General features: G+C 66.1%; 26 protein-coding genes. 8 read left to right on the top strand and 18 right to left on the bottom strand.

Features of this window, described 5'->3' with window-relative positions; translation table 11 throughout:
- Positions 1 to 130 precede the first annotated feature (130 nt).
- The gene (locus RT97_RS05380; protein ID WP_042577739.1) at positions 131 to 1,111 is read left to right on the top strand and encodes a LysR family transcriptional regulator; all 981 of its coding nucleotides are present in this window, start codon (positions 131 to 133) and stop codon (positions 1,109 to 1,111) included.
- Positions 1,112 to 1,127: 16 nt separating this feature from the next.
- On the opposite strand, the gene RT97_RS05375 is transcribed toward RT97_RS05380, so the two are convergent.
- Positions 1,128 to 3,947, bottom strand: coding sequence for an ATP-binding protein (locus RT97_RS05375; protein WP_080898177.1), 2,820 nt, complete (start codon positions 3,945 to 3,947; stop codon positions 1,128 to 1,130).
- Between the two features lie 83 nt (positions 3,948 to 4,030).
- Positions 4,031 to 4,423, bottom strand: coding sequence for a nuclear transport factor 2 family protein (locus tag RT97_RS05370; protein WP_042577738.1), 393 nt, complete (start codon positions 4,421 to 4,423; stop codon positions 4,031 to 4,033).
- A gap of 326 nt (positions 4,424 to 4,749) precedes the next feature.
- Between RT97_RS05370 and RT97_RS05365 the strand changes: the two genes are divergently transcribed.
- On the top strand, positions 4,750 to 5,451 hold the full coding sequence (locus RT97_RS05365; RefSeq protein WP_052810558.1) for a response regulator transcription factor: 702 nt from the start codon (positions 4,750 to 4,752) through the stop codon (positions 5,449 to 5,451).
- 15 nt (positions 5,452 to 5,466) lie between these two features.
- Here the strand turns inward: RT97_RS05365 and RT97_RS05360 are convergent, their stop codons facing one another.
- A complete protein-coding gene (locus tag RT97_RS05360; RefSeq protein ID WP_253278135.1) occupies positions 5,467 to 6,102 on the bottom strand; it encodes a DsbA family oxidoreductase in 636 nt (211 codons plus the stop codon).
- 283 nt (positions 6,103 to 6,385) lie between these two features.
- On the opposite strand from RT97_RS05360, the gene RT97_RS33700 reads away from it, so the two are divergent.
- The 4 genes from RT97_RS33700 to RT97_RS05345 are packed head-to-tail and all read left to right on the top strand — an operon-like array spanning position 6,386 to position 9,244.
- On the top strand, positions 6,386 to 6,859 hold the full coding sequence (locus tag RT97_RS33700) for a hypothetical protein (RefSeq protein ID WP_253278134.1): 474 nt from the start codon (positions 6,386 to 6,388) through the stop codon (positions 6,857 to 6,859).
- Positions 6,799 to 7,428, top strand: coding sequence for a catalase (locus RT97_RS05355; protein WP_253278133.1), 630 nt, complete (start codon positions 6,799 to 6,801; stop codon positions 7,426 to 7,428). Before RT97_RS33700 ends, RT97_RS05355 begins: the two co-directional genes overlap by 61 nt.
- Positions 7,429 to 7,455: 27 nt before the next feature.
- A complete protein-coding gene (locus RT97_RS05350; protein ID WP_042577736.1) occupies positions 7,456 to 8,211 on the top strand; it encodes an SDR family oxidoreductase in 756 nt (251 codons plus the stop codon).
- A gap of 49 nt (positions 8,212 to 8,260) precedes the next feature.
- On the top strand, positions 8,261 to 9,244 hold the full coding sequence (locus RT97_RS05345; protein ID WP_042577735.1) for a quinone oxidoreductase family protein: 984 nt from the start codon (positions 8,261 to 8,263) through the stop codon (positions 9,242 to 9,244).
- A gap of 14 nt (positions 9,245 to 9,258) precedes the next feature.
- Here RT97_RS05345 and RT97_RS05340 read toward each other — a convergent pair whose 3' ends face one another.
- The 11 genes from RT97_RS05340 to RT97_RS05290 all read right to left on the bottom strand — a co-directional run bounded on the left by RT97_RS05340 (position 9,259) and on the right by RT97_RS05290 (position 18,029).
- Positions 9,259 to 9,516: a ubiquitin carboxyl-terminal hydrolase 14 gene (locus RT97_RS05340; protein ID WP_042577734.1), complete on the bottom strand. Its 258-nt coding sequence runs from the start codon at positions 9,514 to 9,516 to the stop codon at positions 9,259 to 9,261.
- A 27-nt stretch (positions 9,517 to 9,543) separates the two neighbouring features.
- Positions 9,544 to 11,235: an electron transfer flavoprotein-ubiquinone oxidoreductase gene (locus tag RT97_RS05335; RefSeq protein WP_042577733.1), complete on the bottom strand. Its 1,692-nt coding sequence runs from the start codon at positions 11,233 to 11,235 to the stop codon at positions 9,544 to 9,546.
- A gap of 12 nt (positions 11,236 to 11,247) precedes the next feature.
- Entirely contained in the window at positions 11,248 to 12,147 is a 900-nt protein-coding gene (locus tag RT97_RS05330) for a glutathione S-transferase N-terminal domain-containing protein (RefSeq protein ID WP_042577732.1), read from the bottom strand.
- A gap of 205 nt (positions 12,148 to 12,352) precedes the next feature.
- The gene (locus tag RT97_RS05325) at positions 12,353 to 12,772 is read right to left on the bottom strand and encodes a cupin domain-containing protein (protein ID WP_042577896.1); all 420 of its coding nucleotides are present in this window, start codon (positions 12,770 to 12,772) and stop codon (positions 12,353 to 12,355) included.
- A gap of 131 nt (positions 12,773 to 12,903) precedes the next feature.
- Positions 12,904 to 14,190, bottom strand: a complete 1,287-nt coding sequence (locus tag RT97_RS05320) for an NADH:flavin oxidoreductase/NADH oxidase family protein (protein ID WP_042577731.1) — start codon at positions 14,188 to 14,190, stop codon at positions 12,904 to 12,906.
- 10 nt (positions 14,191 to 14,200) lie between these two features.
- Positions 14,201 to 14,695, bottom strand: coding sequence for an Ohr family peroxiredoxin (locus RT97_RS05315; protein WP_042577730.1), 495 nt, complete (start codon positions 14,693 to 14,695; stop codon positions 14,201 to 14,203).
- Positions 14,696 to 14,751: 56 nt separating this feature from the next.
- On the bottom strand, positions 14,752 to 15,153 hold the full coding sequence (locus RT97_RS05310; protein WP_042577729.1) for a carboxymuconolactone decarboxylase family protein: 402 nt from the start codon (positions 15,151 to 15,153) through the stop codon (positions 14,752 to 14,754).
- Positions 15,150 to 16,280 (bottom strand): bifunctional alpha/beta hydrolase/OsmC family protein, encoded by a 1,131-nt coding sequence (locus RT97_RS05305; protein ID WP_253278132.1) that lies wholly within the window; start codon positions 16,278 to 16,280, stop codon positions 15,150 to 15,152. The genes RT97_RS05310 and RT97_RS05305 overlap by 4 nt, the downstream gene beginning before the upstream one ends.
- Before the next feature lie 98 nt (positions 16,281 to 16,378).
- The gene (gene wrbA / locus RT97_RS05300; RefSeq protein ID WP_042577727.1) at positions 16,379 to 16,981 is read right to left on the bottom strand and encodes an NAD(P)H:quinone oxidoreductase; all 603 of its coding nucleotides are present in this window, start codon (positions 16,979 to 16,981) and stop codon (positions 16,379 to 16,381) included.
- Between the two features lie 45 nt (positions 16,982 to 17,026).
- Positions 17,027 to 17,386 (bottom strand): hypothetical protein, encoded by a 360-nt coding sequence (locus RT97_RS05295; RefSeq protein WP_253278131.1) that lies wholly within the window; start codon positions 17,384 to 17,386, stop codon positions 17,027 to 17,029.
- Between the two features lie 7 nt (positions 17,387 to 17,393).
- Positions 17,394 to 18,029: a glutathione S-transferase N-terminal domain-containing protein gene (locus RT97_RS05290; protein WP_042577726.1), complete on the bottom strand. Its 636-nt coding sequence runs from the start codon at positions 18,027 to 18,029 to the stop codon at positions 17,394 to 17,396.
- A 304-nt stretch (positions 18,030 to 18,333) separates the two neighbouring features.
- Between RT97_RS05290 and RT97_RS05285 the strand changes: the two genes are divergently transcribed.
- Entirely contained in the window at positions 18,334 to 19,275 is a 942-nt protein-coding gene (locus tag RT97_RS05285) for an RNA polymerase sigma-70 factor (RefSeq protein ID WP_437184092.1), read from the top strand.
- Between the two features lie 57 nt (positions 19,276 to 19,332).
- Here RT97_RS05285 and RT97_RS05280 read toward each other — a convergent pair whose 3' ends face one another.
- Positions 19,333 to 20,160 carry an alpha/beta fold hydrolase gene (locus RT97_RS05280; protein WP_042577724.1) on the bottom strand — a complete coding sequence of 276 codons (828 nt, stop codon included), beginning with the start codon at positions 20,158 to 20,160 and terminating at the stop codon, positions 19,333 to 19,335.
- 1,069 nt (positions 20,161 to 21,229) lie between these two features.
- Between RT97_RS05280 and RT97_RS32015 the strand changes: the two genes are divergently transcribed.
- The gene (locus tag RT97_RS32015; protein WP_052810557.1) at positions 21,230 to 22,075 is read left to right on the top strand and encodes a hypothetical protein; all 846 of its coding nucleotides are present in this window, start codon (positions 21,230 to 21,232) and stop codon (positions 22,073 to 22,075) included.
- Positions 22,076 to 22,626: 551 nt separating this feature from the next.
- Here the strand turns inward: RT97_RS32015 and RT97_RS05270 are convergent.
- The 3 genes from RT97_RS05270 to RT97_RS05260 form a co-directional block, all read right to left on the bottom strand.
- Entirely contained in the window at positions 22,627 to 23,412 is a 786-nt protein-coding gene (locus RT97_RS05270; RefSeq protein ID WP_155403736.1) for a hypothetical protein, read from the bottom strand.
- 119 nt (positions 23,413 to 23,531) lie between these two features.
- Positions 23,532 to 24,011 carry a YkgJ family cysteine cluster protein gene (locus RT97_RS05265; protein WP_052810556.1) on the bottom strand — a complete coding sequence of 160 codons (480 nt, stop codon included), beginning with the start codon at positions 24,009 to 24,011 and terminating at the stop codon, positions 23,532 to 23,534.
- A gap of 245 nt (positions 24,012 to 24,256) precedes the next feature.
- Positions 24,257 to 26,062 (bottom strand): DUF262 domain-containing protein, encoded by a 1,806-nt coding sequence (locus tag RT97_RS05260; RefSeq protein WP_042577722.1) that lies wholly within the window; start codon positions 26,060 to 26,062, stop codon positions 24,257 to 24,259.
- Positions 26,063 to 26,149: the final 87 nt, after the last annotated feature.

Raw genomic sequence — 26,149 nt, 5'->3', positions numbered from 1 at the left:
CACCAATCGACACCGCGCCGCGTGCGGCGTCTCCGCCATGTGGCGGATTTCAAGCGCCGGGCGCCGCCGACACACTGCATGGCATGACGCAGCGCGAGGGCGCGCTGGTCTCGAACCGCAGGAGCCACCCATGTTTTCCGTATCCCCCGGACCTTCTCGCCAGATCGGCGGCGACACGCTGGCATCGAGCTTCGCCACCAGCTATGCGGGGGTCGTCACCTTCATCATGGTGGCGGCCGAAGGCAGCTTCGCGCGGGCAAGCGACCGCCTGGGCATCGGCCGCTCCGCGGTCAGCCGCAGCGTGCAGAAGCTGGAGGCGAACCTCGGCACGCGGCTTTTCCACCGCACCACGCGTTCCACCACGCTGACGCGCGAGGGCGAGCTCTTCTATGCGAACTGCCGCCCCGGCGTCGAGCACCTGGTCCAGGCGCTCAGCGAGATGCGCGAACTGCGCGAAGGCCCGCCGCGCGGGCATCTGCGCATCAGCTCGAGCGTCGGCTTCGGCCGCAAGGTGGTGGCGCCCTTGCTGAAAGGTTTTCGCGAGGCCTGCCCGGAGGTCACGCTCGACCTGCTGCTCGACGACAGCCTAGGCGACTTCGCGGCCGACGGCGTCGACCTCTGGTTTCGCAGCGGCCGGCTGGAAGACAGCCAGGTCATCGCCAGGCAACTCATTCCGATGCAGATGCTGCTGTGCGCCTCGCCCGGCTACGCACGGGCGCACGGCTTGCCGGCCAGCGTCGATGACATCGCGGCGCACCGCTGCATCAACTTCCGGCTGGCTTCGGGGCGGGTATTCGAATGGGAGTTCAAGGTGGCTGGCCAGTCGCAGAAGCTGCTGCCGCGTGCCTTGCACAGCTTCAACGATGCCGAACTGGTCCTGCAGGCCGTGCTCGACGGGCAGGGCATCGCGCAGATGGCGGCCTACCAGGTGTGCGATTCACTGCGTGCCGGCACGCTGGTCTCATGTCTCGCGCAGCATGCGCCCGACGACAGCGGCCACTATCTCTGCTACCAGAGCCGCCAGCATCTGCCGCAGCGCATTCGCGCCTTCGTCGACTACATGACGCTGCACACGCGCACGCTCGACCTGCGCTGCGCCGGCGAGTTCTGAGGCCGGGCCGCCAGGTTCAGCCGGCAAGCCCGATCGAGCCGGCGTCGGCGACGCTGCCTTGCTGGTCGCGAACCTCCGCCAGCGCGGCCAGCGCGCGAAGCTCCCATGGCCTTGCGCCCTGCGACGCGGCCAGCTCCGCCGCCTGCGCGAGGAGAGCGGCGGCCTGGTCCGGCTCGCCCCGCCTGGCCAGGATGCTGCCGTTCATTCGCAATGCCTCCGGCAGGTGGAAGAGGTCACCGCCGCTGTCGATGCGGCGCATCGCCTCGGTGATGGCCGCCACGGCGTCGTCTTGCTGGCCCGCGTCCGACAGCGCCTGCGCCAAGGTGATCACGAAGGTGGTCGACAGCATTTCGTAGTGGTTGGATCTGAGCGCGCGCAGGCATTCGCCCAGCAGCGCAACGGCCGCATCGGGGTGGCCTTGCTGAATGAGCAGCTGGCCCTTCAGGCCCTGCGCCACCGCCAGGTACGGGCCGAGCGAATGCAGCTGCGCCTGCATCGACAGCTTCTCGATGACCTCGGCGATGCGCGGCAGGTCGCCTTGCCACACGAACACCGCGCCGGCCCAGATCAGTGCGATGCACAGCGTGGCGGGATGGCCCAGCCGCTCGGCTTCGTCGATCGCCCGCAAGGCACAGGCCGTCGCCTGTGGGTGCTCGCCCTGCAGCCACAGGCTGCGCGCGCGTCCGCAGAGCGCGCGAACATGGTGGTCGAAGCCGAAGCGAGCGGTGGTCGCGAGCCGGTCGGCGCTTGCGCCGTACACGATCACCCGCTGCCAGCGCCGGTCTGCCTCGGCGACCTGCCCGACCATGTGCAGCGCAACGCCCAGCATGGAGTCGGCGATGGCCACGTTGTCCGCGTCGTGCGCGGCTGCAGCGGTGGTTTCCGCCTGGCGCGCCGTTTCCAGCGCGCCCCGAAAATCGCCAGCGCGGTGCCGCGCCATCGCCAAGCTGTTCAGGATGCGGAACCGGCTGGCGTTGTCCTGCAGGGCCGACGCAATCTCCAGCGCGCGCGCGAAGGCGCGCTCGACCTCGAGCCTGTCGCCGCCCGTGAAGGTCAGGGCCTGGCCGAGTACGGTCTCCAGGTCGAGTTCGTGCAGCGTTCCCCGTGCATCGGCGGGAAGGTGCCGCAGGGCCAGCGAGACCCAGGTCGTGCACTCCACCAGCAGCGAGCGTGCAAGGAAGATGCGCGCCGACCCGGCGGCAAGCTCGCAACCCAGCGCCGGGTTGCGGCCGTCGGTGAAGCAGGTGGCGAGCGCCACGCGCAGGTTGCCGACTTCCGCCGTCTCGGCGTCGCGGTCGGTGCCGCTCGCAGCCGTGCGCCCCTGGAGCCAGCTCGCGAAATAGCGGGCGTGCCGCAGTGCAGCCTCCTCGGTCTCGCCGCTGTCGAGCAGTTTTCCGGATGCGTAGGCGCGCGTGGTGTCCAGCAGCATGTAGCGCAGCGTCGCGCCGCCCGCGTCCACGTTCAGCAGCGACTTGCCAACCAGGTTGCCGATCGCCTCGGCGGCGTCGGCGATCGGGATGTCCTGGCCCGCGACCACGAACGCCGCCGCTTCGAGCGAGAAGCCGCCGACGAACACCGACACGCGCCGCAGCGCGGTGCGCTCGACCTCCGTGAGCAGGTTGTGGCTCCAGTCGAGCGTGGCGCCCAGCGTCTGCTGCCGAGGAACCGCGGTGCGACGGCCGTGCCACATCAGCTTGATGCGGCGGTCCAGCAGATCGACGATGCCGCGCAGCCCGTAGGCTTCGAGCCGGCCCGCGGCCAACTCGATCGCCAGCGCAATGCCGTCGAGCTCGCGGCACAGCTTGGCCACCAGGGGGGCATCGGCATCGCTGAGCACGAAATCCGATCCGCTCGAGGCGGCGCGGTCCACGAACAGCCGCACGGCCGAGAAGGAGAGCGCCTGCTGCGCGCTCAACTCGCCGGTGGCCGACGGGTAGTCCAGCGGTGCCAGTCGATGGACGTATTCGCCGTCCACCCTCAAGGCCTCGCGGCTGGTGACGAGCACATGCACTTGCGGCGCATCGCGCACCAGCCGCTCGGTGAGCGCGGCCACGCTGTCGATCACGTGCTCGCAGCAATCGAGCACCAGCAGTGTCCGGCGGTGCGCAAGATGTTCGGCAAGGCCCGCGGTGCTGTCGTCGGGACGCAGCGTCAACCCCATCGCGGCCGCGAGGGTCGGTGCCACCAGCGCCGGGTCGTCGATCAGGGACAGGTCGGCGAACACGACGTCCCCGCCGAAGGAGGCGACCAGCGCGTGGGCCGCCGCGATGGCCACTGTCGTCTTGCCGATGCCGCCGGGGCCTACGATGGTGACAAAACGGCGCTGACGCAACTGCGCCACGACTACCGAGATGGCATCGCCGCGCCCGACCACCGAGGCGGCGCTGGCCGGCAAGGTGCGCGAGGAAGTCACCGACGGCGCCGACGGCGTCGTCGGCGGCGCGGCGGTGCTGTTGCCTGCAGCCGGCGGCGCGCCGTCGCTGCGGATCACCGGGAACACGAACGAGTAGCCGCGGCCCGCGATGTTGGTGATGTACGTGCTGCCGGAGCCGCCGTCCGTCAGGGCCTTGCGCAGTGCGACGAGATGAAAGCGCAGACTGCCCTCTTCGACGATGGTGTCGGGCCAGACCCGGGCCAGCAGCGTCTTCTTGCTGACTACTTCGCCCGCGGCCTCGGCCAGGGCGACCAGCAGGTCGAGCGCGCGGCCGCCGAGCCGCACCGGCGCGCCGTCCCGCTCCAGGCGGCGCTCGGCGGGAAAGAGTTGGAAGGGGCCGAACGAAAGGCGCTGCGTCGCGGGTGCGATCACGCGCGCCGAGGCGGGACGGTCTGCGTTCACAGGGTCTTGATGGTGGGATGCGACACCCGGCCGATACTACTGGCGCACCCAAATCCCGCGTGGGACAAGTTCTTGTGGTCGCCCTATGGCGCGGGCCCCGAACCCGGCTTTGCGCCCGGCGGCGACACCCGGATTTCCGGCGCCGCATCGGCGTGCAGCTTGCTCAGGATGATCAGCCGGCAGATCAGCCCGGCGTCGATGGAGAAGTGAAAGTCCAGCAGCAAGGGCGTCGGGAGCCCGGTCTTGTCGAAGTCGCCCGCGACCTCTGCCGTCAGGACGATGTCCTCGAAGTGCCGCACCGCCACCCGCACCGTCAGCTGAAGCCCGGCGCCCACCACCTCCGTGGCGAGCCAGGCGGAGATGACCGCCAGTCCCCAGAAGTCGCGCAGTTGGTCGTTCACCAGCGCCTCCGGCGCGAACAGGCCGACCAGGGCTGCGTGGTCCATGGCATTGACGGCGCGAACGAACGCCGTCACGGGCGGCGGAACTTCGCGCTCTGAAAGTACGGCCCGTGCGACGGGCGCTGTTGGATGGACGGCAGGTGACATGCCGGAATCATCGGCCTTGCCACGCCCTCCGGATAGCAATCGTTGTTAGGCGTTGTTAGCCGGCGGCACACAAGGCCCGGCTGCGCGAGCGAGCGCTGCAACCGTGTTTGCAGCGGTGTGGCCGCCGCGCTATCAACGCCTTGCAACCGATAACTCGCTTCGGCGCAGCGATGCTCGCAACATAGCTGCATCGGGAGCGGGAGCCGAGGCCCCCGCACCGCATCGACCGAAAAAGAAACCGAGGAGTACATGCCATGAATGCTTTCGAACCGGGCGCCATCGCCGTCGTCGTGATGCACCCCGAGCCGCTGATTGCCGCCGGCCTGGCCACGGCGCTGGAGGGACACCCCGGCATCAAGGCGACCTGCGACCGCGTGGAGCATGGCCACGACCTGATCTATGCCGCGGACGTGCTGGTGACCGACCACCGCAACGCCCTGGCGTTGCGTGCCGCCATGACACAGGCGGACGGCGCGTGGGTCTTCCGGCAGGCGAAGCTGCTGATCGTGACCGACCTGGATCGCGAGCACGACATCCGGCTGGCACTCGAACAGGAGGTGGAAGGCTACCTGCTGCACGGCTGCGCCCTGGAAGAGCTGGTGCATTGCGTGCGAACCCTGGCGCAGGGTGGGCGCTACATGGCGCAGGCGGTCGCGCAGTGCGTGGCCGACAGCCTGACGCGCCAGCCGCTGACCACCCGCGAGACCGACGTGCTTCGGCTGCTGGCGTTGGGGCAGTGCAACAAGACCATTGCGCGGGAGCTCGATATTTCGAGCAGCACCGTCAAGTCGCATGTGCAGGCCATTCTTCGCAAACTGGCCGCTGCGAGCCGCACCGAGGCGATCAGCCTGGCCGATCGAAGGGGCTTGCTCGGCGGCCGCGCGATGCGGCAGCATGCACCGGATGCCGGACGCCGCGACGGCGGCGCACGGACCGCCGACGCGGTCCTTGGATGAAGCCCGCGGGCGGGCTCAGGCCTGTGCGGCGATCTCCCGGATGGCCTGCTCGAAGATCTCGGGGGGCTGGCCGCCCGAGATCAGATGCCTGCCGTTGATCAGGATCGCCGGAACCGAGTGAATCCCGCGCGAGCGCCACATGCGCTCGGCATCCTGTATTTCCCGGGAAAAGCGATCGGAGGCCAGCACCGCTTCGGCGCCCGCGCGATTCAGGCCGGCCTTCTCCGCCGCGTCGGCCAGCACCGTGGGGTCCGACACGTTGAGGTTCTCGGTGAAGTTGGCGTCGAACAGGCGGTGCTTGAGCTCCGCCTGAAATCCCTCGCCGGCGGCCCAGTGCAGCAGCCGGTGTGCATCGCGGGTGTTGTAGATGCGGCTGTGCGCCGGCACCGGCATGGCAAAGCCGACGTCGGCCGCGCGCGCCCGAAGAATGTCGCGGTTCGCTTCCGACTGCTCGCGGGTCGAGCCGTACTTCTGCGCGACGTGCTCCACGATGTTCTGGCCCTGCGGCGGCATCGTCGGGTTCAGTTCGTAGGGCTGGAACTCGATCGTGGCGTCCACGACGTCGCGCGTCCGTTCCAGGGCCGCCTCCAGGCTGTGCAGGCCGATAGCGCACCAAGGACAGGAGACATCGGAAATGAAGTCGATCTTCATGGGCTGGATCATGTGCGTGCCTGTGGCGTCGGTGAAAAAAAGAGGGTGCAGGCCATCGTAGGCAGCCCCCGGCGCGGCCGGTAGCGCCGCCCGGCGAACCAGGGCGGTGCCCAACAAGCACCAATGGCGGCGCTTCCCGATTGGTGCGCACCGCTCACCACGATGGCGTGCGCCGCATGCCTTCCGCGGCCCGCACCCCTTGCCTACGATTTGCGGACGCCGCGCCGTGTGGCTGCGAACGGGTCCGTATGGCCCGCGATTTTTTCCGATGAGGAAAGCACAGATGAAACCCCCACGCGCTCCCGCCCGCATGCTGCGCCGGGCCACCCTTGCGACGGCGATGCTCGGCGGCGTGCTCGCCGCCGCTACGAATGCCGCGGCGCAGACCGCGCCCATGCCCGCACAGGCGGGCATGCCGGGCGCCACGCCGGGCGACATCGTCACTGCGTTGAAGGCAGTCGCGGGCGACCCGCCGAACGTGCGTGCCACTTTCGCCAAGGGCCAGTGCGTTCGCGGCACCTACACACCTGCCAGGGACGCGGCGCGGGTCACCCGCTCGCCGAGTTTCAACCGGCCATCCGCCGTCGTTGCACGCTTCTCGGTGGGTGGCGGCAACCCCAAGGTCGCGGACAACAACAAGGCCGTGCTGAGGGGCTGGCGCTGCGGCTGGGCAACGAGGGCGAAAGCTCCACCCTGGTGCTGGAGAGCGCGCCGGTGCATTTCGCCAGCAGCCTGGACCAGATGCTGGCGTTCCTGAAGGTCCGTGCGCCGGGGCCCGACGGCAAGCCCGATGCCGAGCGGCTGAAGTCCTTTTCGGACGCCCATCCCGAAACGCTCAACCAGGCGCGCTTCGTGGCCGCCCGGCCCATGCCGGCGAGCTTCGCGGGGGTCACCTATTGGGGCGTGCATTCGTTTCCGGCGACCAACGCGAAGAGGCAGGTCCGCTTCATCAAGTTCAAGATCGTGCCGGTCGACGGCGAGCTCACGTTGACCGACGAAGAAGCCAAGGCCAAGCCCGCGGACTTCCTGGTGCAGGACCTCGACACGCGCATCGCCGCGCACGCGGTGCGCTTCGATGTTCTCGCGTTGCTGGGGCGCTCGGGCGACCCGACCCTGGACGTCACCGTGCGTTGGCCCGACGAGGACCGGCGCGAGTTCGTGCGCCTGGGAACCGTCGCGATCACTGCCCTGGACCACACCGGCCTGTGCGACCCACGCATCTTCAACCCCGCCGAACTGGCCGCCGGCATCGGCCAGCCGCCGGACCCGATGTTCGCGGCGCGCCAGACGGCCTATGCGCTCTCGCTGTCGGCCCGGCGCAACTGACAACCCGAACCACCGAAGGAACACATCTTGAAAATCGCAGTCATGGGCGGCACCGGCCTTATCGGTGCAAAGCTGGTGAAAGTGCTTCGCCAACGTGGGCACGACGTCGTGGCGGCATCGCTGAAGAGCGGGGTCGACGTCATCACCGGCGAGGGACTCGAGGCCGCGCTGCAGGGCGTGGAGGCGGTGGTCGACGTGCTGAACGCATCGTCCTTCGAGCCGGCAGCCGTGCTGAAGTTCTTCGAGACCTCCACGCGCCATCTGCTGGCGGCCGAGAGGGTGGCACGCGTGAAGCACCACGTGGTGCTTTCCATCGTGGGCATCGAGGGGCTGCCCGACAACGGCTACTTCCGCGCCAAGGTGGCGCAGGAGGCGCTGGTGCGCGCCTCGGGGGTGCCCTTCACGATCGTGCGCGCCACGCAGTTCTTCGAGTTCATCGGCGGGCTTGCGCAGCCGCAGGCGAAGGATGCAAGCCTGCGGCTCACACCTGCGCTCATGCAACCCGTGGCCGCGGACGATCTGGTCGACCGACTGGCCGACGCCGTGCTGGCGACCGCCCGCAATGCCGTGGTCGAGGTTGCCGGACCCGAGCGCATGTCCGTCGCGGACGCCGTGTCGCACTGGCTCGTTGCACAAGGAGATTCGCGCGAAGTGGTGCGCGACGCACAGGCCCCTTACTTCGGCGCGGTGCTCGCCCTGGAGTCCCTGGTTGCAGGTCGGGACGCGCACCTGGGCAAGACGACCCTGGCCGATTGGCTGCGCAGCAACGTTGCGCAGCGCTAGCCCGCGCGAAACCCTTCAGCAAGCAACCCAAACACGAAAGATCATCGCAATGAGTCAAACAGTCCAGGCCGCCCGCATCCATGCCTACGGAGGACCGGAAGTCCTGCAGTTCGAGGACGTGCAGCTCGAGGCGCCCGGCCAGGGCGAAGTCCTCGTCAGAAACAAGGTGCTGGGCCTGAACTTCGTGGACGTGTACTACCGGCGCGGCACCTTCCCCGTGGCGGCGCTTCCCGCGATCCTCGGCAACGAGGCCGCAGGCGTCGTGGAGGCCATCGGCCCCGGCGTGACGTCGGTGGCCGTGGGCGATCGCGTGGCCTATTCGGACGACATCAACGGCTCGTATGCGACGGCCCGGCTGTATGCGGCCGACCGGCTCGTCGCCATACCGGCCGGCGTGAGCGACGAGCAAGCCGCGACCGTGCTGCTCAAGGGGCTCACGGCGCGCTATCTGCTCAAGGAGATGCTGCCCCTGAAAGCCGGGGACACGGTGCTCTACCACGCTGCCGCGGGCGGCGTCGGCCAGATCGTGGCGCGATGGGGCAAGGCCATGGGCCTGAAGGTCATCGGAACCGTATCGAGCGACGCGAAGGCCGCGGCAGCACGGGCGGCGGGTTGCAGCGACGTCATCAACTACCGGACGGAGAATTTCGTCGAGCGCGTCATGGAAATTACCGCGGGGCGTGGCGTGCGAGCCGTGTTCGACTCGGTCGGCAGGGACACCTTCAAGGGCTCGCTGCAAGCACTGGCGATTCGCGGAATGCTCGTCGTCTTCGGCAAGGCGTCGGGCGACCTGCCCAACCTCAATCCCTTTGAGCTCGCGCCGAAGGCGCTGCAGCTCGCCTGGCCGATCCTGCCGCACTACGTCGCAACGCGCGAGCAACTGGCTGCCGCCGCCGCGGACCTGTTCGATGCCGTGGCTCGCGGCATGGTCGACGCGACGCCTGCGCGCGTGTACCCGTTCGAACAGCTCGTCCAGGCCCACCGCGACCTCGAGCAGCGGCGCACCGTGGGCTCCGCCGTTCTCGTTCTTTGAATCCCGTCGGCGGGTCAGATCATCTGCCCGTCGACGTAGCACCACCTCCACGATTCGCCCGGCTGCGCCGACTGCATGACCGGGTGGCCGGTGTCGTGGAAGTGGCCGGTCGCATGCTTGCCTGGCGAAGAATCGCAGCATCCGACGTGGCCGCAGACCAGGCACATGCGCAGATGGACCCAGCGCCCGCCCAGCCGCAGACATTCCTCGCAGCCTTCGGTGGCCGGTAGCACGGGGCGGATCTGGTCCTGGTGGGTGCATGGGGTGTTCATGGGGGCTCCTTGGTATCGGTGGGCGACCTACATCGACGCATAGGTCGGGCCGTCGCCGCCTTCGGGCGCGACCCACACGATGTTCTGGGTCGGGTCCTTGATGTCGCAGGTCTTGCAATGAATGCAGTTCTGCGCGTTGATCTGGAGCCGGTCGCCGCCCTTCTCGTCCTTGAGAAATTCGTACACGCCGGCGGGGCAGTAGCGGCTCTCGGGGCCGGCGTACACGCGCAGGTTGATGCCGACCGGCACGGCCGCGTCGCGCAGCGTCAGGTGCACCGGCTGGTCTTCCGCGTGGTGGGTGTTGCTCAGGTACACCGAACTCGCCCGGTCGAAGCTCAGCTCGCCGTCGGGCTTCGGGTAGGCGACGGGCTGGCACTGGTCCGCAGGACGCAAGCCGGCGTGATCGGGCAGCCTGCCGTGCAGCGTCCACGGCGGCGAGGCGATGCCCAGCCTGGGCATGAGCCATTGCTCGATGCCTGTCATCAGCGTGCCGACGAGCATGCCCTTCTTGAACCACAGCTTGAAGTTGCGGGACTGGTGCAGTTCCTCGCGCAGCCAGCTGGCCTCGAACGCCTGCGGATATGCCGCGAGTTCGTCGCCCGAGCGGCCCTGCTGCAGCGCCGCGCAGGCGGCTTGCGCGGCCAGCATGCCGGTCTTGATCGCGGCGTGGCTGCCCTTGATGCGTGCCGCGTTGAGGTAGCCCGCGTCGCAACCGATCAGCGCGCCGCCGGGGAACACGGTGCGCGGCAGGCTTTGAGGAAAGCCGTTGTTGATGGCGCGCGCGCCGTAGCCGATGCGCTTGCCGCCCTCGATGTGCCGGCGGATCGCGGGGTGCGTCTTCCAGCGCTGGAACTCGTCGAACGGGCTCAGCCAAGGATTGCGGTAGTCGAGCCCCATGACGAAGCCCAGCGCAACCTGGTTGTTGTCGAGGTGGTAGAGAAAGCCGCCGCCGAAGGTCTCGTTGTCCATCGGCCAGCCCGCGGTGTGCACCACCAACCCGGGGCGTGCTTGCGCCGGGTCGACTTCCCACAGCTCCTTCAGGCCGATGGCGTAACTGGCGGGATCGCGCCCTTCGCCGAGACCGAAGCGCTCGATGAGTTGTCGCCCGAGCTGCCCGCGCGCACCCTCCGCAAAGAGCGTGTACTTGCCGCGCAGCTCGACGCCGGGCTGGAACGACGCGGTCCGTTCGCCGTGGCGGCCGATGCCCACGTCGCCCGTGGCGACGCCCGCGACGCGCCCCTGCGCGTCATGGAGGACCTCGGTGGCGGCAAAGCCCGCGAAGATCTCGACCCCGAGGCTTTCCGCGTGCACACCCAGCCACTTGACGAGTTCCCCGAGGCGAACGACATGGTTGCCTTCGTTGCGAAAGCACCGCGGCACCAGGAAGCCCGGCGTGCGCAGCCAGCGGCGCTTGCCCAGGAACAGGAACTCGTCCTGCGTGACGGGCTGGGCGAGCGGCGCGCCCAGCGTCTTCCAGTCCGGCAGCAGCTCCTCGATGGCCCGCGGGTCCATCACGGCGCCCGAGAGCGTGTGCGCACCGGGCTCGCTGCCCTTTTCGAGCACCGCGACCGAGACACCGGCCTCGATCTGCTTGATCCGTATGGCCGCCGCCAGTCCCGCGGGTCCGCCGCCCACGATGACGATGTCGTAGTCCATCGATTCGCGCGGGGCGGCCGATCGCGTTGGGGGTGGCGCGGCCGCCTTGGTCGGTTCGGTCATGGGCGCCGGCGCCTACAAGGCCAGCCGTATCGCACCGTCGCTCACGTAGCGTGCGAAGTTCTGGAAGGGGATGGCCGTCTGCGCACTGTAGTTTTCGTCGCGCCAGCTGAAGACGGTGTCCTGGCGCGAGATCTCGATGTCCACCATGCCCCGGCGCACTTCCAGGGCGGCGCCGTCGCCCTCGCTGTACGCCACCGTTCCGACCACCTCGGCCTGCAGCGTCGTGGCGAGGTTGTCGCGGATGCGATCGTTCAGCCGCATCAACTGGTCCGGGGCGCCGCGCGCGCGCTCGGTGGCGCTGGACAGTCCTTCTTCCATCACCAGCGCCGCGTGCACGCCCTCGTCGGCGTGCATGCGGCGCACGAAGGCGGCGAGGTTGTCGAAGCCCTGCAGGCCGACCTTGGTGCCGATGGCCCAGCGCAGCATCACGAAGAGATAGGCGTCGGCGACCGAGCGCGTGCCGGTGAGCCATTCGCGGCCCTCGAGTTGCGCGTCGAGCCGCTGCAGGTACTCGCGCACATGGCCGCGTGCCGTCGCGGCGAGCTGCGACGCAAGGCCGCCGTCGGGCAGATAGCGCGCGGGAAAGAAGATCGGCCTGAAGGCCTTGTGCACGTCGGAGTTCAGGTAGCCGAGCCAGCGCATCACCTCAGCGCGCGAACGCGCGGAGCCGTCACCGGCCAGTTGCAAGTGCGGGTGCAGGTCCGAGAGGTAGCCGAGGATGGCCACGTTCTCCGTCAGGGCGAAATCACCGTGCACCAGCAGCGGCACGACACCCGTGGGGTTGAGCGCCAGGTACTCCGGCGTCCTGATGCCCAGGCGGTCCATGCGGACCGCCTCGTAAGCCTGGCCGGACCATTCGAGCACTATGTGGTCGGCCAGCGAGCTGGCACCGCGCATGTAGAAGAGCTTCATCGCATTGCTTCCTGTCGAGGGAAAGAGAGGGTTGCCTTCCACCCGTCGCGTCGCCGTGTTGCTGGTCGGATTTACGCGGGGAACACCGCGCCGACGTGAGTTCGTCCCGTGCACGAACGGATGGAAAGTGCACGCCTCGTTACAGCCGCCTCGGCGATCTGACATCCGTCATCTTCGTTGCGACGGGCAGAAGGCAGGCGGTGGGCTAGTTGACCGGAAGCACGGCTTCGGCGCCCTTGTTCTTCACGAGCATCACCAGAAACCTGGCGGGCTTCGTCTTGCTCGCATTGCGTCCCACGGTGTGGATGTCATTCGGACCTTCGTAGAAGGTCTCGCCGGGCTTGAGCGTGATTTCCTTGCCGCCTTTCACGCCCATCACGATCGAGCCCTGCAGCACATAGATGAAGCCGTGCGCGTCGTGGCGGTGAACGGGGTCGGCGCCGCCGGGTGGATAGTCCACCGTGATCATCAGCACTTCCTTGCCGGGGATGTCCGTGAGCTCCTTGAGCAGGAGCGGCGTCACCTTGACGTCGTGCGGCGCGCCATGCGCCGCGGTGTGCTGCGCCATCGCGCCGCCGGTGGTGAACAACAGTGCGAGCCCGAGGCTTGCTGCGATCCTGGTCATAGTCTTGCCTTCGTCGATGCCCGACATGTCGAGCGCGCCACAGTGCGGCTGTGGCTTCCGTTTGCAAAGGAGCTTCGCGTTGGTTCGATCGTAGGATCGGCCGTTCGCGCGCGGTAGCCCCGGGCGATGGATCACGGTGTTGTCGCGGAGTCACCAATCGGGTGCTGGCGATCGGCTGCGAGCTGGCGATGGCGCAGCAGCGCCGATGCGTTGCGGGCTTCCAGCGCGCCGAACATGTCGGCGGCCTGTGGCCCGCCCAGGGCGAGGTCCGGCTCCAGGCCGTCGGCCATGCGCTCGAGCTGCATGATGTGCCAGGGCAGCACATGGAAGATCTCGAGCGCGTCCTCCGTGCGCGGGGCGACGGTGACGGCGCCCGACAGCAGGCGCGCGGGCAGGTCGGGGTCGGCCGCCATGGGGCGGCCCAGTCCCACCACGTCGAGCTCGCCGTGCTCGATGGCCGCGGCCATCACGCTGGCCGACCTGAAGCCGCCGACGACCATGACGGGCATGCGCGCAACGTCTCGCACGTCCTTGGCGAAGTTCAGAAAATACGCTTCGCGCTGCACCGTGCTCTGGGGCGGCCCGTCTTCGCCTTCGTCCTTCAGCGAGATCCCCATGACCTTGGGCTGCTCCAGCGAGCCGCCCGACAGCTCCAGCAGGTCGAGGGTGCTGCCGTTGAGCATCTTCACAAGCTCGATGCATTCCTCATGGTTGAAACCGCCGCGCTGGAAGTCCGAAGAGTTCAACTTGATCGCGACCGGAAACCGTGGGCCGACGGCACGTCGAACCGCCTCGAGCACCGACAGCAGAAAACGGGCGCGGTTGGCCAGGCTCCCGCCCCAACGGTCGTCTCGCGTGTTGGAGAGCTTGCTCAGGAACTGCGAGATCAGGTAGCCGTGCGCCGCGTGCAGGGAAACGCCCGTGAAGCCGGCGTCGCGTGCCTCCAGCGCCGCGAATGCGAACTGCCCGATGGCGCGCTCGATCTGCGCTTCGGTCATGGCGCGCGGCATCGCGAATTCGCCGAGGCCGCGCAGGACGTCGAGTGCGACGGCCGAAGGCGCCAGCGGCGCCGCGTTGATGGCGATGTCGACCTGCCGGCCGGGGTGTGAGAGCTGGGCCCAGAAGTGCGCGCCGTGCGCCTTGCCGGCCGACGCGAGCCGTGCCAGCTGTCGCCGGCCGCTGTCGTCGTCGATAACGATGTTCAGCGGGCGCTCCAGGTGCAGGCGATCGACCTGGATGTTGCCGCTGAGCAGCAGGCCCGCACCCGAGCGCGCCCACCGCTCGTACAGGGTGTCCAGCCGCAAGGTGGCATGGTTCGCGGTGTTCGCCATGCCCTCGCTCATCGCCGCCTTGGCGATGCGGTTCTTCAGCGTGGCGCCACAGGGCAGCTCGAGGGGGCGTGCAAGTACGTTGTTCATGGTAGGCACCTCAGACCAGGCGAACGGTCGACTGCATGCCGGTGCGGGCCATCTTGGCGTAGGGGCAGACCTTCTCGGCCTGCGCGACCAGCGCCGCGGCGTCTTCGGCATCCATCGCGGGCAGGCTCACGGACAGGTCGGCCCGCAGAAGGAACAGGCCGTCGGCGGGATCGCGGCCGAAGGTGACCGTCGCGGCAATGTCGATGTCGTGCGGCAGGCGGATTTTTCGGGCAGCCGCTACCAGCGTCATGGCGCCGTGAAAGCACGCGGCGAACCCCGCGGCGAACAGCTGCTCGGGGTTGGTGCCCCCGCCGTTGCCTCCCAAGGCCTCGGGCAGGCGCAGGACGAGGTCGAGGTTGCCGTCGTCGGACACCGCGCGGCCCGACGCCCTGGCATGGCGTGCCTCGCCGCCGGAGACGGCCACCGTAGTGGTGTAGAGCGGCAGCATCTCACTGCCGGTGTAGGGTGCGAGCAGTGCGACGGAGGGGGCGGCAAGGAGGGGCATGATCGGTTCTTTCGGTGGTGGGTACGGTGGGAACACAGGGGCCTGCGCTCGAAGCTTCAAGGCCAGCGTGTTCGACTCAGGGCGTTTTCCAGTGCAATGGCCAGGCTGAGCCCTACCAGCTGCTCGTGGCCGAGCACCGCGGCAATCTGCTGATGCAACGCGTCGGAAATCGGCGGTGCGGTGCGCGGCGCCAAAGCTTCGGCCCATGCCAGCGTCGCTTGCTCGCTGGGCGCGAGTGCCGTGCCCGATTCACGCCAGTGCGCCACGCTCGCCAGCTTCTCCATGGACACCGACGCGCCGATCAGGGACAGGAAGTGGGTGTCGATGCGCGCGTCGCAGCGATGGATCTGCGCCACGCGCAGCCGGGCGAGGCCGATCAGGTCGGCGCCGAGGCCGGCTTGCGCAACGCACCGGTGAAGGGTGACGACGGCACTCGCAATATTCGGGGGCGCGCTCATGGCGGCGGCTCTTCTTGCGCGGGGTCGAAGCTCACGCCTTGTGCGAGCGTGCGGTGGACCGGGCAGCGCCGCGCGATCTCGATCAATTGGGCGCGCTGTACCGGATCGATCGCACCGTCGATCGCAATCCGCCGGCTGAAGACGTCGGGCGGCGAGAGGGCCTTGTCCTTGCGGTGGTTCACGGCGGTGCGGATGCGGGTGACCGGCCAGCCCTTGCTGTCGGCGTGATGCCGCAGCGTCATCGTCGTGCATGCTGCCAGCGCCGACGACAACAGGTCGTAGGGCGTGGGCCCCGAGCCCAGGCCGCCTGCGGTCGTCGGCTCGTCCGCCAGCCAGCGCGAGCCGCCCGAACGCAGCGCCAGCTGGAACTTGCCGAGGCCCGTTTCCTCGGCCTCGGCATGCGCAGTGGCCGGCCGGGCGGCAGGGGCCTCTGGCAGGTAGCGTGAAGCCCAGGCCGCAATCAATTGCGCGACGTGCTCAGCGTCCTCGCGGCGCGACAGCAGATGGTCGGCTCCGTCAAGCGAGACAAAGCTTTTTGGATGCCGAGCGGCAAGGAAGATCCGCGTCGCGTTCTCGATGTCCACGGTGCGGTCGTGCGGCGCGTGGAGCAGCAGCAGGGGCCGGTGCAACGCTGCAATGCGAGCGCCCTGGTCGTGGGCGTCGAGGTCCTCTACAAAGGCCTTGCTGACCACCATCGGCCGTCCGCTCACCTTGACCATCGACTGTTCTTCGGCCGCTAGGCGCGCAAGCCCAACGGGATCGAGCAGTCGCAGCACATGTGCCACATCGAACGGTGCTGCAATCGTCGCGACCGCGCGTGCGGAGGCAATCCGCCCAGCAGCGGCGAGCATGGCCGAGCCGCCCAGGCTGTGTCCGATCAACAGATCGGGCGCCATGCGGGCGGCCGCCATCGCATCGGCGGCCGCCACCAGGTCGTGCACATTCAGCGCCAAGCTCGATTCGGCGAAGCTGCCCTCGCTGTCGCCCAGCCCCCTGAAGTCGAAACGCAGCACGCCGATGCCCATGCTGGCCAGGCTTCGCGCGATGCGAACAGCCGCCAGGTTGTTCTTGCCGCAGGTGAAACAGTGCGCAAAGAGCGCCCAGCCCCGCTCGATGCCTTCGGGCATCTCAAGGCTGCCGGACAGGCGATGCCCGCTGCGGTCGTGAAACTCGAAGGAGCGGGTGGGCACGGATTGCTCTCGCTGGCGCGAAGGTGAACGCAGTCTCAGCGCGCCAGCCGGCCCGCAAGCCGTGCCACGTGCTCGCCCTGGAAGCGGGCGATGGACAGTTCGTTGTCCGTCGGCGAGCGCTTGCCGTCGGAGCCGGCGAGCGTGCCGGCGCCATAGGGCGATCCGCCGGTGATCTCGTCCATGTTCGTGAGGCCCGCGCACGTGTAGGGCACGCCCGCGATCAGCATGCCGTGGTGCAGCAAGGTCGTGTGGAAGGACGTGATGGTGGTTTCCTGCCCGCCGTGCTGCGTGGCGGTGGAGGTGAAGACGCTGCCGATCTTGTCGACCAGCGCGCCCTTGGCCCATAGCCCGCCGGTCTGGTCGAGAAAGGTCCGCATCTGGCCGGCCATGTTGCCGAAGCGTGTGGGCGTGCCGAAGATGATGGCGTCGTAGTCGGGCAACTCCGCCACCGTGGCGAGCGGCGCAACCTGGTCGGCCTTGCCGCCGGCCTGGCGCAGGGCGTCGGCGGGCATGGTCTCGCTCACGCGTTTGAGCGCGACCTCGCAACCCTGGACCGATCGGGCGCCTTCGGCGACCGCGTTGGCCATCGCCTCGAGATGGCCGTACATGCTGTAGTAGAGAACGAGAACCTTGCTCATGGAGATGCTCCGAGGGTGAAGAAGTGGGAAGGTGAGGGCGTTTTTTCAGCTCGAGGGCGATGTCGAGTCACGCCAGCAGAGCGCCGACAGGACAGCGCCTTCGCCGTCGATCTCGAATTCGTCTGGCAGCGGGCCGTCGATGCGTTCGAGCTGCACTGCGGCGTCGAGCCTCTCGCGCAGCTCGCGTGACCATCGGCTTCCATGCGCCATCCAGACGGGGCTGATCTCGTCGCCATCCAGCGAGGGCTCCAGCATCACGATGACGCGCAGTGCGGTGTCGTCGGCCGGGCGGATGGCCCACAGGCGCCGCACGGCGGCTTGTTCGCCATACCAGCGGGCGAGGGCGCTCGACGCGGCGCACCCGTGTGCGTGCGCGTCGAGGGACAGGTCCAGCGAGAGCTTCATGCGACGCTCACTGCGCGACGCCGGCGCGTGGCGGCGCGCCTGCTTCTGCCGTCAGCGCAGCCTGCACGCCGGCATCGGCGTCCATCATCCGCACGAAACGCGCGAGGTTGTCCAGGCCTTGCATGTCGACCTTCTTGGCCGCGGACCAGCGCGAAAGAACGAAAAGGTAGGGGTCGGCGACCGAACGCTCGCCCGTGAGCCACTTGCGTCCCGCAAGCCTTTCGTCCAGCCGCGAGAGGTATTCGCGCACATGGCCGCGCGCGGTTTCCGCGAGCGCGGGCGCCAGGGCTGCGTCGCGCAGGAAGCGCTGCGGCGTGAAGATGGGCTTGAAGGCCTTGTGCACGTCCGAGTTGAGAAAGCCGAGCCAGCGCATCACTTCGGCGCGCTCGCGCGGCGAGCCGTCGCCCAGCAGCCGCGCCTCGGGGTGCAGGTCGGCGAGGTAGCCGAGGATGGCGACGTTCTCGGTGAGCGACAGGTCGCCGTGCGCCAGCAGGGGAACGGTGCCGCCTTCGTTGATGGCCAGGTAGTCCGGCGACTTGATGGTCTCCAGACTCATGCGCACCGGCTCGTGGTCCGCGCCGATCCATTGGAGAACGATCAGGTCGGCAAGGGAGCAGGCGCCGGGCATGTAGTAGAGCTTCATGAATATCCGTTGGTTGAAGCGGTCCGTTCCAGGCTCGCCGAGACGGTTGGCTTCGCGTTGTGAAGGTGTTTGCTGCGAACGATTCGATGCTAGGCAGCGCGGCCTGTGAGCGGTAGGCACGTGGTGAAGCGCACCGTGTTGCCTCGGGCGCACCAATCGACGTGCCGTGCGATCGGGGCTTCAGGCCCGTGCCATCGGTTTGCTGGTAGGCTGGCCCGCTTCCGGGGAGTCCGGCACAGAGCGGGTTCACCCGCCGTGCCCGTTCAAAACGCGTGCTTTCGCCACGGCCGGCCGGCGCATGCTCATGGGTTCTATGCAAGACGAACGCGCAGGCGTATTCAACGAGCAGCGCGTGCGGCTGCAGGGCATCGCCTACCGCATGCTGGGTTCATTGGCCGACGCCGAGGACGTGGTGCAGGACGTCTGGCTGCGCCTGAGCGAGTCGACCGAGACATTCAAGAGCACGCAGGCTTGGCTTGTCACCGTCACCACGCGGCTGTCGATCGACAGGTTGCGCACCGCCAGGATCCAACGCGAGAGCTACGTAGGGCTCTGGCTGCCGGAGCCCGCGCCCGACCAATCGCCGCCCACGCCCGAGCAACTGCTCGAGCGGGCCAACGACGTCTCGACGGCTTTCCTCATGCTCCTGGAGCGGCTAGACCCCGAGGCGCGCGCGGCGTTCCTGTTGAGGGAGGTGTTCGACGCGGACTACGAGCTGGTCGCGCAGACGCTCGGCAAGAGCGAGGGCGCCTGCCGCCAGATCGTGCACCGGGCCAAGGCCCAGATGAGCGAAGGGCGTCAGCGGCGCATGGTGTCCCCCGAGCAGCACCTGCAGCTGCTGCGCAGGTTTGCCGAGACGCTGGCGCACGGCGATTTCGCGCTGCTGGTGGCCATGCTCGCTGACGATGCCGAGTTCATGGGCGACGGCGGAGGCCAGGTGCCGAGTCTCGGCAAGCCCCTGTTTGGCGCGCAGCGGGTCGCGCAGTTGTTCTATGCGACCTACCGGCGCTTCGGGCGCGCCATCCGTGTCGAGCCCGTGGTGTTCAACGGCCAATGGGGCCTGGTTCGCTTCGTGCACGGCGAACTGGAGTCGGCACAGTCGTTCGAGACGGACGGCGTGCGGATCAACCGGATCCATGTGCAGCGCAATCCCGAGAAGCTCGCGCGCCTGACCACGGCGCTGCAGACGAGTGCCTGGCGCGAGTTGGGGAATTTCTGGATCGAGACGCCCGCCACGGGCGGCTGACCCCTCGGCGCAGACGGCTGGGCCGGGCCGCGAAGGGCTGCCCGGTCTGCTGGCACTTCAGCTTTGCAGGAATGCCAGCAGGTCCGCGTTCACCCGGTCCTGCAGCGTGGTGGTGAGCCCGTGCGGTGCGCCGGGGTAGTAGATGGCCCTGGCGTGCTCGATCAGCAGCACCGACTTCCTGGCGGAGTCATGCACGGGGACGATCTGGTCGTCTTCGCCGTGCATGATCAAGGTCGGCACGTCGAACTTCTTCAGGTCCTCGGTGAAGTCGGTTTCGGAGAATGCCGCGATGCACTCATAAGCGTTCTTTTGGCCGCTTTGCATGCTCCAGAGCCAGAATTGGTCGAGCACGCCCTGGGAAACCTTCGCGCCCGCTCGGTTGGCGCCGTAGAAGGTGAGCGCCAGGTCTTTGTAGAACTGCGAGCGATCGCCTGCCACGCCGGCGCGAATGCCGTCGAACACCTCGATCGGCAGGCCTTGCGGATTGGCCGCGGACTTCAACATGACCGGCGGCACGGCGCCGATGAGCACGGCCTTGGCCACGCGCTTGCTGCCGTGGCGCCCGATGTAGCGCGCGACTTCGCCGCCGCCGGTCGAGTGGCCGACCATCGTGACCTCGTTCAGGTCGAGTGCGTCGAACAGCGCCGCGAGGTCGTCTGCGTAACCGTTCATATGGTTGTTCGACGACGACTGGGTCGACCGGCCGTGGCCGCGCCGGTCGTGCGCGATGACGCGAAATCCGTTGCGCGCCAGGAAGTGCATCTGGCCGTCCCATGCGTCGGCGTTGAGCGGCCAACCGTGCGAGAAAGTGACCACGGGGCCTTGACCCCAGTCCTTGTAGTAGATGCGGGTGCCGTCGTCGGTGGTGATAGTGTCGCTGGTCATGCGGGGCTCCGATGGGTGGGTTGAGTGGTGATGACAATTCGAATCCTGCGGCCAACGTCCGCGCGGGGGTAGATGCGTCGACGGACCTACAGTGGTGCGCATGTGGCATCAGTGCCCATTGATGCCGCACGTGCAACACCACGGTAACTGCCGAAGGGCTACCTCAACCCGGATGCGAAACCTAGCATTCGAGCCGTCTCGCGATACCTGCGAGCCGGACCCCCAGCCGTCCTGGGGTCAGGGCCTCGCGGCCCTCTGGGAATCACCATGACGCAGGGCATTCATTCTTCGGCTCACTCGCGCACGTCACGCCTCGCACGCTCGGCACACGGCCCGGTCGTGCGCACCGCGGCCGACGTCGGATCTTCGCTGGAGGCGGACCGCGCGTGGCCCCTGGGGTACATGGCCGTCTCGCTGCTCGCCATTACCGCTGCTGCTGCCATCGCATGCGGAGAGACGGCCAGCGCAGAGCTCCGGTTCGCGACGGCCGCCGTGCGTGCGACGCCCCTGTCCGCCGACATCTGTTCTGCGAACGGCGAGCCGCAACCCGGCGCGCCGACGCGGTCCTGCGCCGACGCACGCGACCACGGACCCGATGCCACGGGCTTCGCAGCTGTGCATTGCTCCAAAAGGTTGGGCCGGCAAGGTAGAGGCATGTGACGAACGAGATGCCAAACGATTCCGAAGATTGACCAGTCGGGCGAACGGCGAGCATGAACCGACTGTGCGTTTCCCGTATACCCGTTGAAAGTTGCATCAGAACCATCGCACGTGTTTAAGAACTCGTTCGCTCTGGCGACGAGCTTGGGCCGGAGGCACATGTGAGGCAATACAATATGTGTTATGTTAACTAGTATGTGGGTGCGCGTGGTTTGCAAAGGTGTCGTATCCCATCATTGATGTCCACAGCCCAGCATTGACGTCCTGCCCTCATGCCCCACTCTTTGGGGGGGCCGATTCCGCGTGACTTTGTACTCTTCAATCAAGATCCCGTCCACTGACCACCGGAGTTGCTTCCGCGCACGTCAGCATTTGTGCGCCTGCAAAAGCCATAGGGTACGCTCCAGCCATGGAGAAGAAGAAAGCAACTCGACTCGAAATCGCACGCTCGATCCAGTTCGCCTTCGTCGACGTCGTCCTGACAATCCTGGGACTCGCCGTCCTTGGCCTTGGCGTCTGGGCGATTTGGAAGGAAAACTTGCCCGTTGCAGGTACCGCCATAGGTGCGGGCGTTGTGCTTCTCTTCGCTGCGACGATTGAGCGCTTCGAATCGCTGAAAGGCCTCGGGATGGAAGCCAAAACCCGAGAACTCAAGAAATCAATCGATCAAGCGGAAGTCCTGACCGAGCAGCTCAAGGAACTTGTGGATCTGGTTGCTACGAACCTCGTGCTGCTCTCAAGCTCGAGTGGTCGATGGACAGACGCCCCTCCGATCATGGAGGCGTACCAGTTATCTCGCCGCGTTCGGAGGATGCTGGAAGAAGTCAATTCTGAAGAAACGGCGATTCGCGAAGCCCTGATGCCATGGGCGAAAACTGTCGCGTTTGATGCCGTCGGTGCGATCAGCAAGGAGGTTCAACTCGAGGCTCGAAAGAGCCTGAATGCGCTCAGACTTAAGCTGACCGAGCCCAGCAAGGACAACACAGAGATTCGAACGCGCATAGCTGCAATTGAGGCCTTCTTTGAGCGCCGTCCGCAAGGCGTTGACAAGTGGTCGTTGAGCGAGATCATTGAGGAAGTCGGAAAGTTGCCGGAAATTGGGCCAGAGCTTCCCGACGCGAGAAGGACTGAACTCCGGAGCAAGGCCGCGGCCATTCAAGAGCAGCTCCGGTACCTTGCCGAACATATGGACTTCAAAGACCCTGATTTCTGGGTTCGTTTTAAGCGGGCCCACGAGATCGAGTCTGAAGACTAGGTAGCCACGGCACCATCAAGCAGCGCAGCAAGGTCGCGGCCCTCACGTCATATGTTGATGCGTCTTATCGCAACAGGGTGCTCTACTCCGCCCGCCTGACGCCGCGCGGGCGCATTGGCGCCCCCTCCAGGGTGTTATGTCACCTAATCTAGTCGCACCCTCCCCTCCATCTCCAGCAAGGCGCTGGACAGCACGAGGCATCCATTGACCTAGCCGTCCATATTCAGAAATGTGTTCGCCGATTTTTCAGAAATGTGTTCACGACTTAATCCACCATCTACTGCTTTCTCAGGATCCGAGGCTAAGTCCTTGTCGCAGATCAACGTCCTACCGCTGTTCCGACGGGGCTAACTTAGGTCTGCGTTTCTCGTGCGATGCGCCGTCTGCCGCGAGCATCTGAAATCGGGAAAAAAGCGTAAGCGACCGGTCATGTCATCTTGACGCGGATACCGCGTCAAACACCATTGATCTCGTCGATGGCTTGCCCGTCGTCGTAGAACTGGGCGATGGCTTTATCAAGCCGCTTGAGCAACGCGTCTAGCGTTTCGCCTTCACCACGAACAAGCATGGCCACGCTGTTGTGGCCGTCGGCGGCTGACCGCCAAGACGTCCGCAGGGGGAACTGGCCGCCGGATGTTCGTCTCTGCCTCCCACACATGCGCGTCAGGCCGGACGGTGCGGTGGTATGCGCTCAAAAGCGGTAGCGCCAAGCGCAGCGGGGCCGTCGTCCCAGGTTGCAGGCGCGCTTCAACGACGACCGGGGTCCCAATCTTCCCCAACTTCAGCGCAATAGTGGGATGGTCTTTCAGCGGCATGAACACTGCCTCGCCACCGAAGTGGTCGAAGAAGACTCGCGTCCCGTGTACTCGCGCGCTGCATTCAGTCAGGCAAAACCAGAGCATCCCGTTTCGCGCTCGCTCTTGGCCGGTACCGACGAAGTAGCTGTTCCACGCGCGGCGCATGTCCTCCTTTTCGCTGTCGGTGAACAGGTGACCCCACTGCGCGAGGAACTCCGCTTGGTGGCTTGCGATGTCCGTCAAGCGAAGACCATGGTTGCTGAAGTAGCCCGGCATCGGCTCGCGTGTGCAATGGTATCCACGGACGGGCTGAGTTCGCAAGTAGTCTTCCACGTCGTACTGCAGGCGCCCCGCGCGAGGGTCTTGCGTGAGGGAGTCTATGTACTTGTGTTGCCTAAAGAGGTGTTCTAAGGGCTTCAGGCGCGCGAGGAACGCGGCCGGCATGGCTCCAACATCGTCGAGCCGAATCGGCTTCACATGGAATTCCTTTCGGTTCTGTCCGTTGCAAGGTTTTTTCGCGAGCGCGAAATCAGGCTTCAACCTTCATTCATCCCCTGCCGGGAAAAAGTCGCGAATGTCCGCCAGCAGTGGGTTCTTGGTCTGCTTGAGCACCTCGATCAGGGCCTGCTTGGCGCCGCTGAGTTCGAGCATCGGCAGATTTACCGTTTGCATGCGTTGCGGATCGCATCAATAGGCATCGGCATCGAATGTCGAATGGTTGCGACAGACATAGGGCGGTGCTCGTAGATCGAGCACGAGCTGTCCATGAGGAACGGGCAGGCCTTGCCGGCAAACTTGTCATCCGCGTGCTGCACTTCCCTGGTCAGGGGCCGGGCTCGGCGCCCGGTCGCTGCCGCGATACGGGCCGCTTCTTGGTTCGAGATCTGTACATTCATCCGGCAGCAGTCCGAGCATCCTTGTCGGCACGCAATATACGGTGCGCGGTGTGCGGAAAACTCGTCGACCAGCGCATAGATGCGGCCAAGCTTGGATTGCACGCTGGCGTTGCCGGCGCGGATGCGCGCTGGCAATACGTCTTCGCGGTCTTTGAGCTCGCTGGGCAAGATCGCGACCATTGCAGCACGCCGCTCCTCCATGCGCTGCGTCGTGCCCTCCAGGCTGTGATCAATGGGGTTCAACTTGAAACTCCGGTCATCGTGAGGCGGCCGTCATAGGTCCAACGTCTTGTTTTCACAGCAGTGATCCTTCCTGCATCGGAGTGCCGCGAATTGATGAGGACATTTATCCCTTCTGCCACTTACCACTCCCCTGACCTTCACGCGAGTGGAGTGACGACCACGATTCCTGCAAAAATTGATAGGCTGTGCGCGGAGCAAAATACCCACCACTACTGCGCCGACGGTCGCCGCCTCTTTGTGGGCGACTACATCCCCGCCAAGAAGCGCTTGAATAGCTCTCCATACTGGGCGGCCGGCACCTCCGCCAATTGGTTTCCATGCCGCACATAGAAGACGTTATTGAAGTTCGAGGGTTCTTCCTGCGCCTGAGCCTCGAAGACAAAGACGGTCTTGTCATAGTAGCGAACCGACTTCACATTGCGAGCAACATAGTCTCTCAGCGGTTCAGACAGCGCCGACCTCTTGATTCGCGAAGTCAGCTCCATGAAAAGATCATCGAGCGAGCGGCCCAGCGCCTTTGCCTCGTGCTCAACGCCGGTGATAAAGAATCTCTCAAACGGCTTGGCGTCTACTCCGTAGAGTTGTGTCACCCGTGCCGCATCGGCGCCGGTGTCGGCGACACCAACAAGAACGTATCCGCGCACCCCCTTTCGGATGTTGGCAATGCCAGCCAGCGTTTTGAGGATCTTGTCGAAGCTGTCCTCATCGAAGGTGTGTTTGCCGTCAAGTCGAAGGAATCCCTGCTTGAAGTCGTAGGCCGCTTGCTCCGTATACGACTGCGTAAGGATGTTTTCCATCTGCGTGATCCAACGCACCTGAGCCGGATCGTAGGCCTTGGCGGGACCGAAAGCGGGGCCATAGACACCCGCGGCTCCGTTCACCAGATTGGCTCGATCTTCTGCTCCCCAGCGGCCACCCTCCGGCACTTGGATCTGCTTCCCACTGCCGTCCAACAGCTTGACCAGCTGATCCTGATCAACAACCTCTTGGTTCTGAACCACCATCAGCTTGTGCAGCGCGAGGAAAACCACTTGAAAATACCGCGGTGCCCTCGGTGGCTGGTCACCCAGCAGCAATTGACCCAGCGTGCGGCCAGATCGATTTAGGGTGATCTTGAGTTGATCCAGAACCCGCTGAAAGTCCGCGGTAGCAACTTCGGTCGTGATTTTCTGAGTGGCTAACTCGATTTGCGCGTGCCTCTGTTGCTGTGATTCTCCCTCGCTGTATCCGAAGAAGTCATCAAGTACTTCGCTGCGCGACGGCGGTTTCGGCTCCAGAAGCATGAACGCCAGGATGTCAGCGATGATTTCCTCATCCCTCGATTCCCGCACTTGTTCCTTGGTCAGGACGCCTTGCTTGATCCAGAAGACCTCGTCCACGTCGATGCCGTAAGGCAGCTCTCGGTTGGTGATCGAGATTTTCTTCATTTCGTTGAGCGGCAGTTCATCCGAGGCCGAAACGTCGCCTCGCACCTTGGAAGCGATGTAGCGAACCGCCTGAGCAAAGTGACCAGTCGAGCCCGCAATTCGAAGTTCTTGCCGCGAAAGCTTCCGACCTCCCGAGTTGATTCGACGAAAAACCTCGTCCACGTCTCCATCTCCGGCGAACTCGTAGATCGAGAGCGGCACGGTATACGATGCAATCTGCACGCATGCGTCTCGGGAAAGAAGGGGCTCGCGCTGCACAAGCTTTCCTGCATCGAAGAGAGCCTTCGTTTCAGCCATCGTGTTCAGGTCGAAGAAGTGCCCGTCTACGCCGTACTCGTTTTCGATGTACCCGAAAACGGCATTTAGGCGTTGCATGCCATCGATGATTTCGAATTGGCTGGGGCCGGCCGCTGTGGCTTTGCGCTCGGCCAGGAGCACGATAGGGACCGGGTATCCGTTGATGATCGAGTCAATGAAGCTACGCTTCTCTTCGAGCGACCAGACCAGCTTGCGCTGGTACCGGCGATTCACTATGTACCGCCATGCCTGGTAGTTCCCGAAGATGCGTTCGACGGACTCCCCTTTGACAGTAAGGTCCTGTCTAGCTTTTTGTACTTCGGCCATGTGCTGATTTCCTTGCTGTTTGACACTAGCGTAGCCGATCGCAGTTGATCCAACCGGGCTCGGTGAGATAGAAAACTTGAACTATCG

Origin of the sequence: Variovorax paradoxus (genome assembly GCF_000834655.1) — a bacterium.
Taxonomy (GTDB): Bacteria; Pseudomonadota; Gammaproteobacteria; order Burkholderiales; family Burkholderiaceae_C; genus Variovorax; species Variovorax paradoxus_F.
This window is presented reverse-complemented; position numbering and strand designations above follow the sequence as displayed.

What these genes read in the sequence shown, in the direction of transcription:
- RT97_RS05380 (WP_042577739.1), top strand. Translation starts at nt 131, where the DNA reads ATGTTTTCCGTATCCCCCGGACCTTCTCGCCAGATCGGCGGCGACACG.
- RT97_RS05365 (WP_052810558.1), top strand. Translation starts at nt 4,750, where the DNA reads ATGAATGCTTTCGAACCGGGCGCCATCGCCGTCGTCGTGATGCACCCC.
- RT97_RS05360 (WP_253278135.1), bottom strand. Translation starts at nt 6,102, where the DNA reads ATGAAGATCGACTTCATTTCCGATGTCTCCTGTCCTTGGTGCGCTATC.
- RT97_RS33700 (WP_253278134.1), top strand. Translation starts at nt 6,386, where the DNA reads ATGAAACCCCCACGCGCTCCCGCCCGCATGCTGCGCCGGGCCACCCTT.
- RT97_RS05345 (WP_042577735.1), top strand. Translation starts at nt 8,261, where the DNA reads ATGAGTCAAACAGTCCAGGCCGCCCGCATCCATGCCTACGGAGGACCG.
- RT97_RS05340 (WP_042577734.1), bottom strand. Translation starts at nt 9,516, where the DNA reads ATGAACACCCCATGCACCCACCAGGACCAGATCCGCCCCGTGCTACCG.
- RT97_RS05335 (WP_042577733.1), bottom strand. Translation starts at nt 11,235, where the DNA reads ATGACCGAACCGACCAAGGCGGCCGCGCCACCCCCAACGCGATCGGCC.
- RT97_RS05330 (WP_042577732.1), bottom strand. Translation starts at nt 12,147, where the DNA reads ATGAAGCTCTTCTACATGCGCGGTGCCAGCTCGCTGGCCGACCACATA.
- RT97_RS05325 (WP_042577896.1), bottom strand. Translation starts at nt 12,772, where the DNA reads ATGACCAGGATCGCAGCAAGCCTCGGGCTCGCACTGTTGTTCACCACC.
- RT97_RS05320 (WP_042577731.1), bottom strand. Translation starts at nt 14,190, where the DNA reads ATGAACAACGTACTTGCACGCCCCCTCGAGCTGCCCTGTGGCGCCACG.
- RT97_RS05315 (WP_042577730.1), bottom strand. Translation starts at nt 14,695, where the DNA reads ATGCCCCTCCTTGCCGCCCCCTCCGTCGCACTGCTCGCACCCTACACC.
- RT97_RS05310 (WP_042577729.1), bottom strand. Translation starts at nt 15,153, where the DNA reads ATGAGCGCGCCCCCGAATATTGCGAGTGCCGTCGTCACCCTTCACCGG.
- RT97_RS05305 (WP_253278132.1), bottom strand. Translation starts at nt 16,280, where the DNA reads ATGCCCGAAGGCATCGAGCGGGGCTGGGCGCTCTTTGCGCACTGTTTC.
- wrbA (WP_042577727.1), bottom strand. Translation starts at nt 16,981, where the DNA reads ATGAGCAAGGTTCTCGTTCTCTACTACAGCATGTACGGCCATCTCGAG.
- RT97_RS05295 (WP_253278131.1), bottom strand. Translation starts at nt 17,386, where the DNA reads ATGAAGCTCTCGCTGGACCTGTCCCTCGACGCGCACGCACACGGGTGC.
- RT97_RS05290 (WP_042577726.1), bottom strand. Translation starts at nt 18,029, where the DNA reads ATGAAGCTCTACTACATGCCCGGCGCCTGCTCCCTTGCCGACCTGATC.
- RT97_RS05285 (WP_437184092.1), top strand. Translation starts at nt 18,334, where the DNA reads ATGGGTTCTATGCAAGACGAACGCGCAGGCGTATTCAACGAGCAGCGC.
- RT97_RS05280 (WP_042577724.1), bottom strand. Translation starts at nt 20,160, where the DNA reads ATGACCAGCGACACTATCACCACCGACGACGGCACCCGCATCTACTAC.
- RT97_RS32015 (WP_052810557.1), top strand. Translation starts at nt 21,230, where the DNA reads ATGGAGAAGAAGAAAGCAACTCGACTCGAAATCGCACGCTCGATCCAG.
- RT97_RS05260 (WP_042577722.1), bottom strand. Translation starts at nt 26,062, where the DNA reads ATGGCCGAAGTACAAAAAGCTAGACAGGACCTTACTGTCAAAGGGGAG.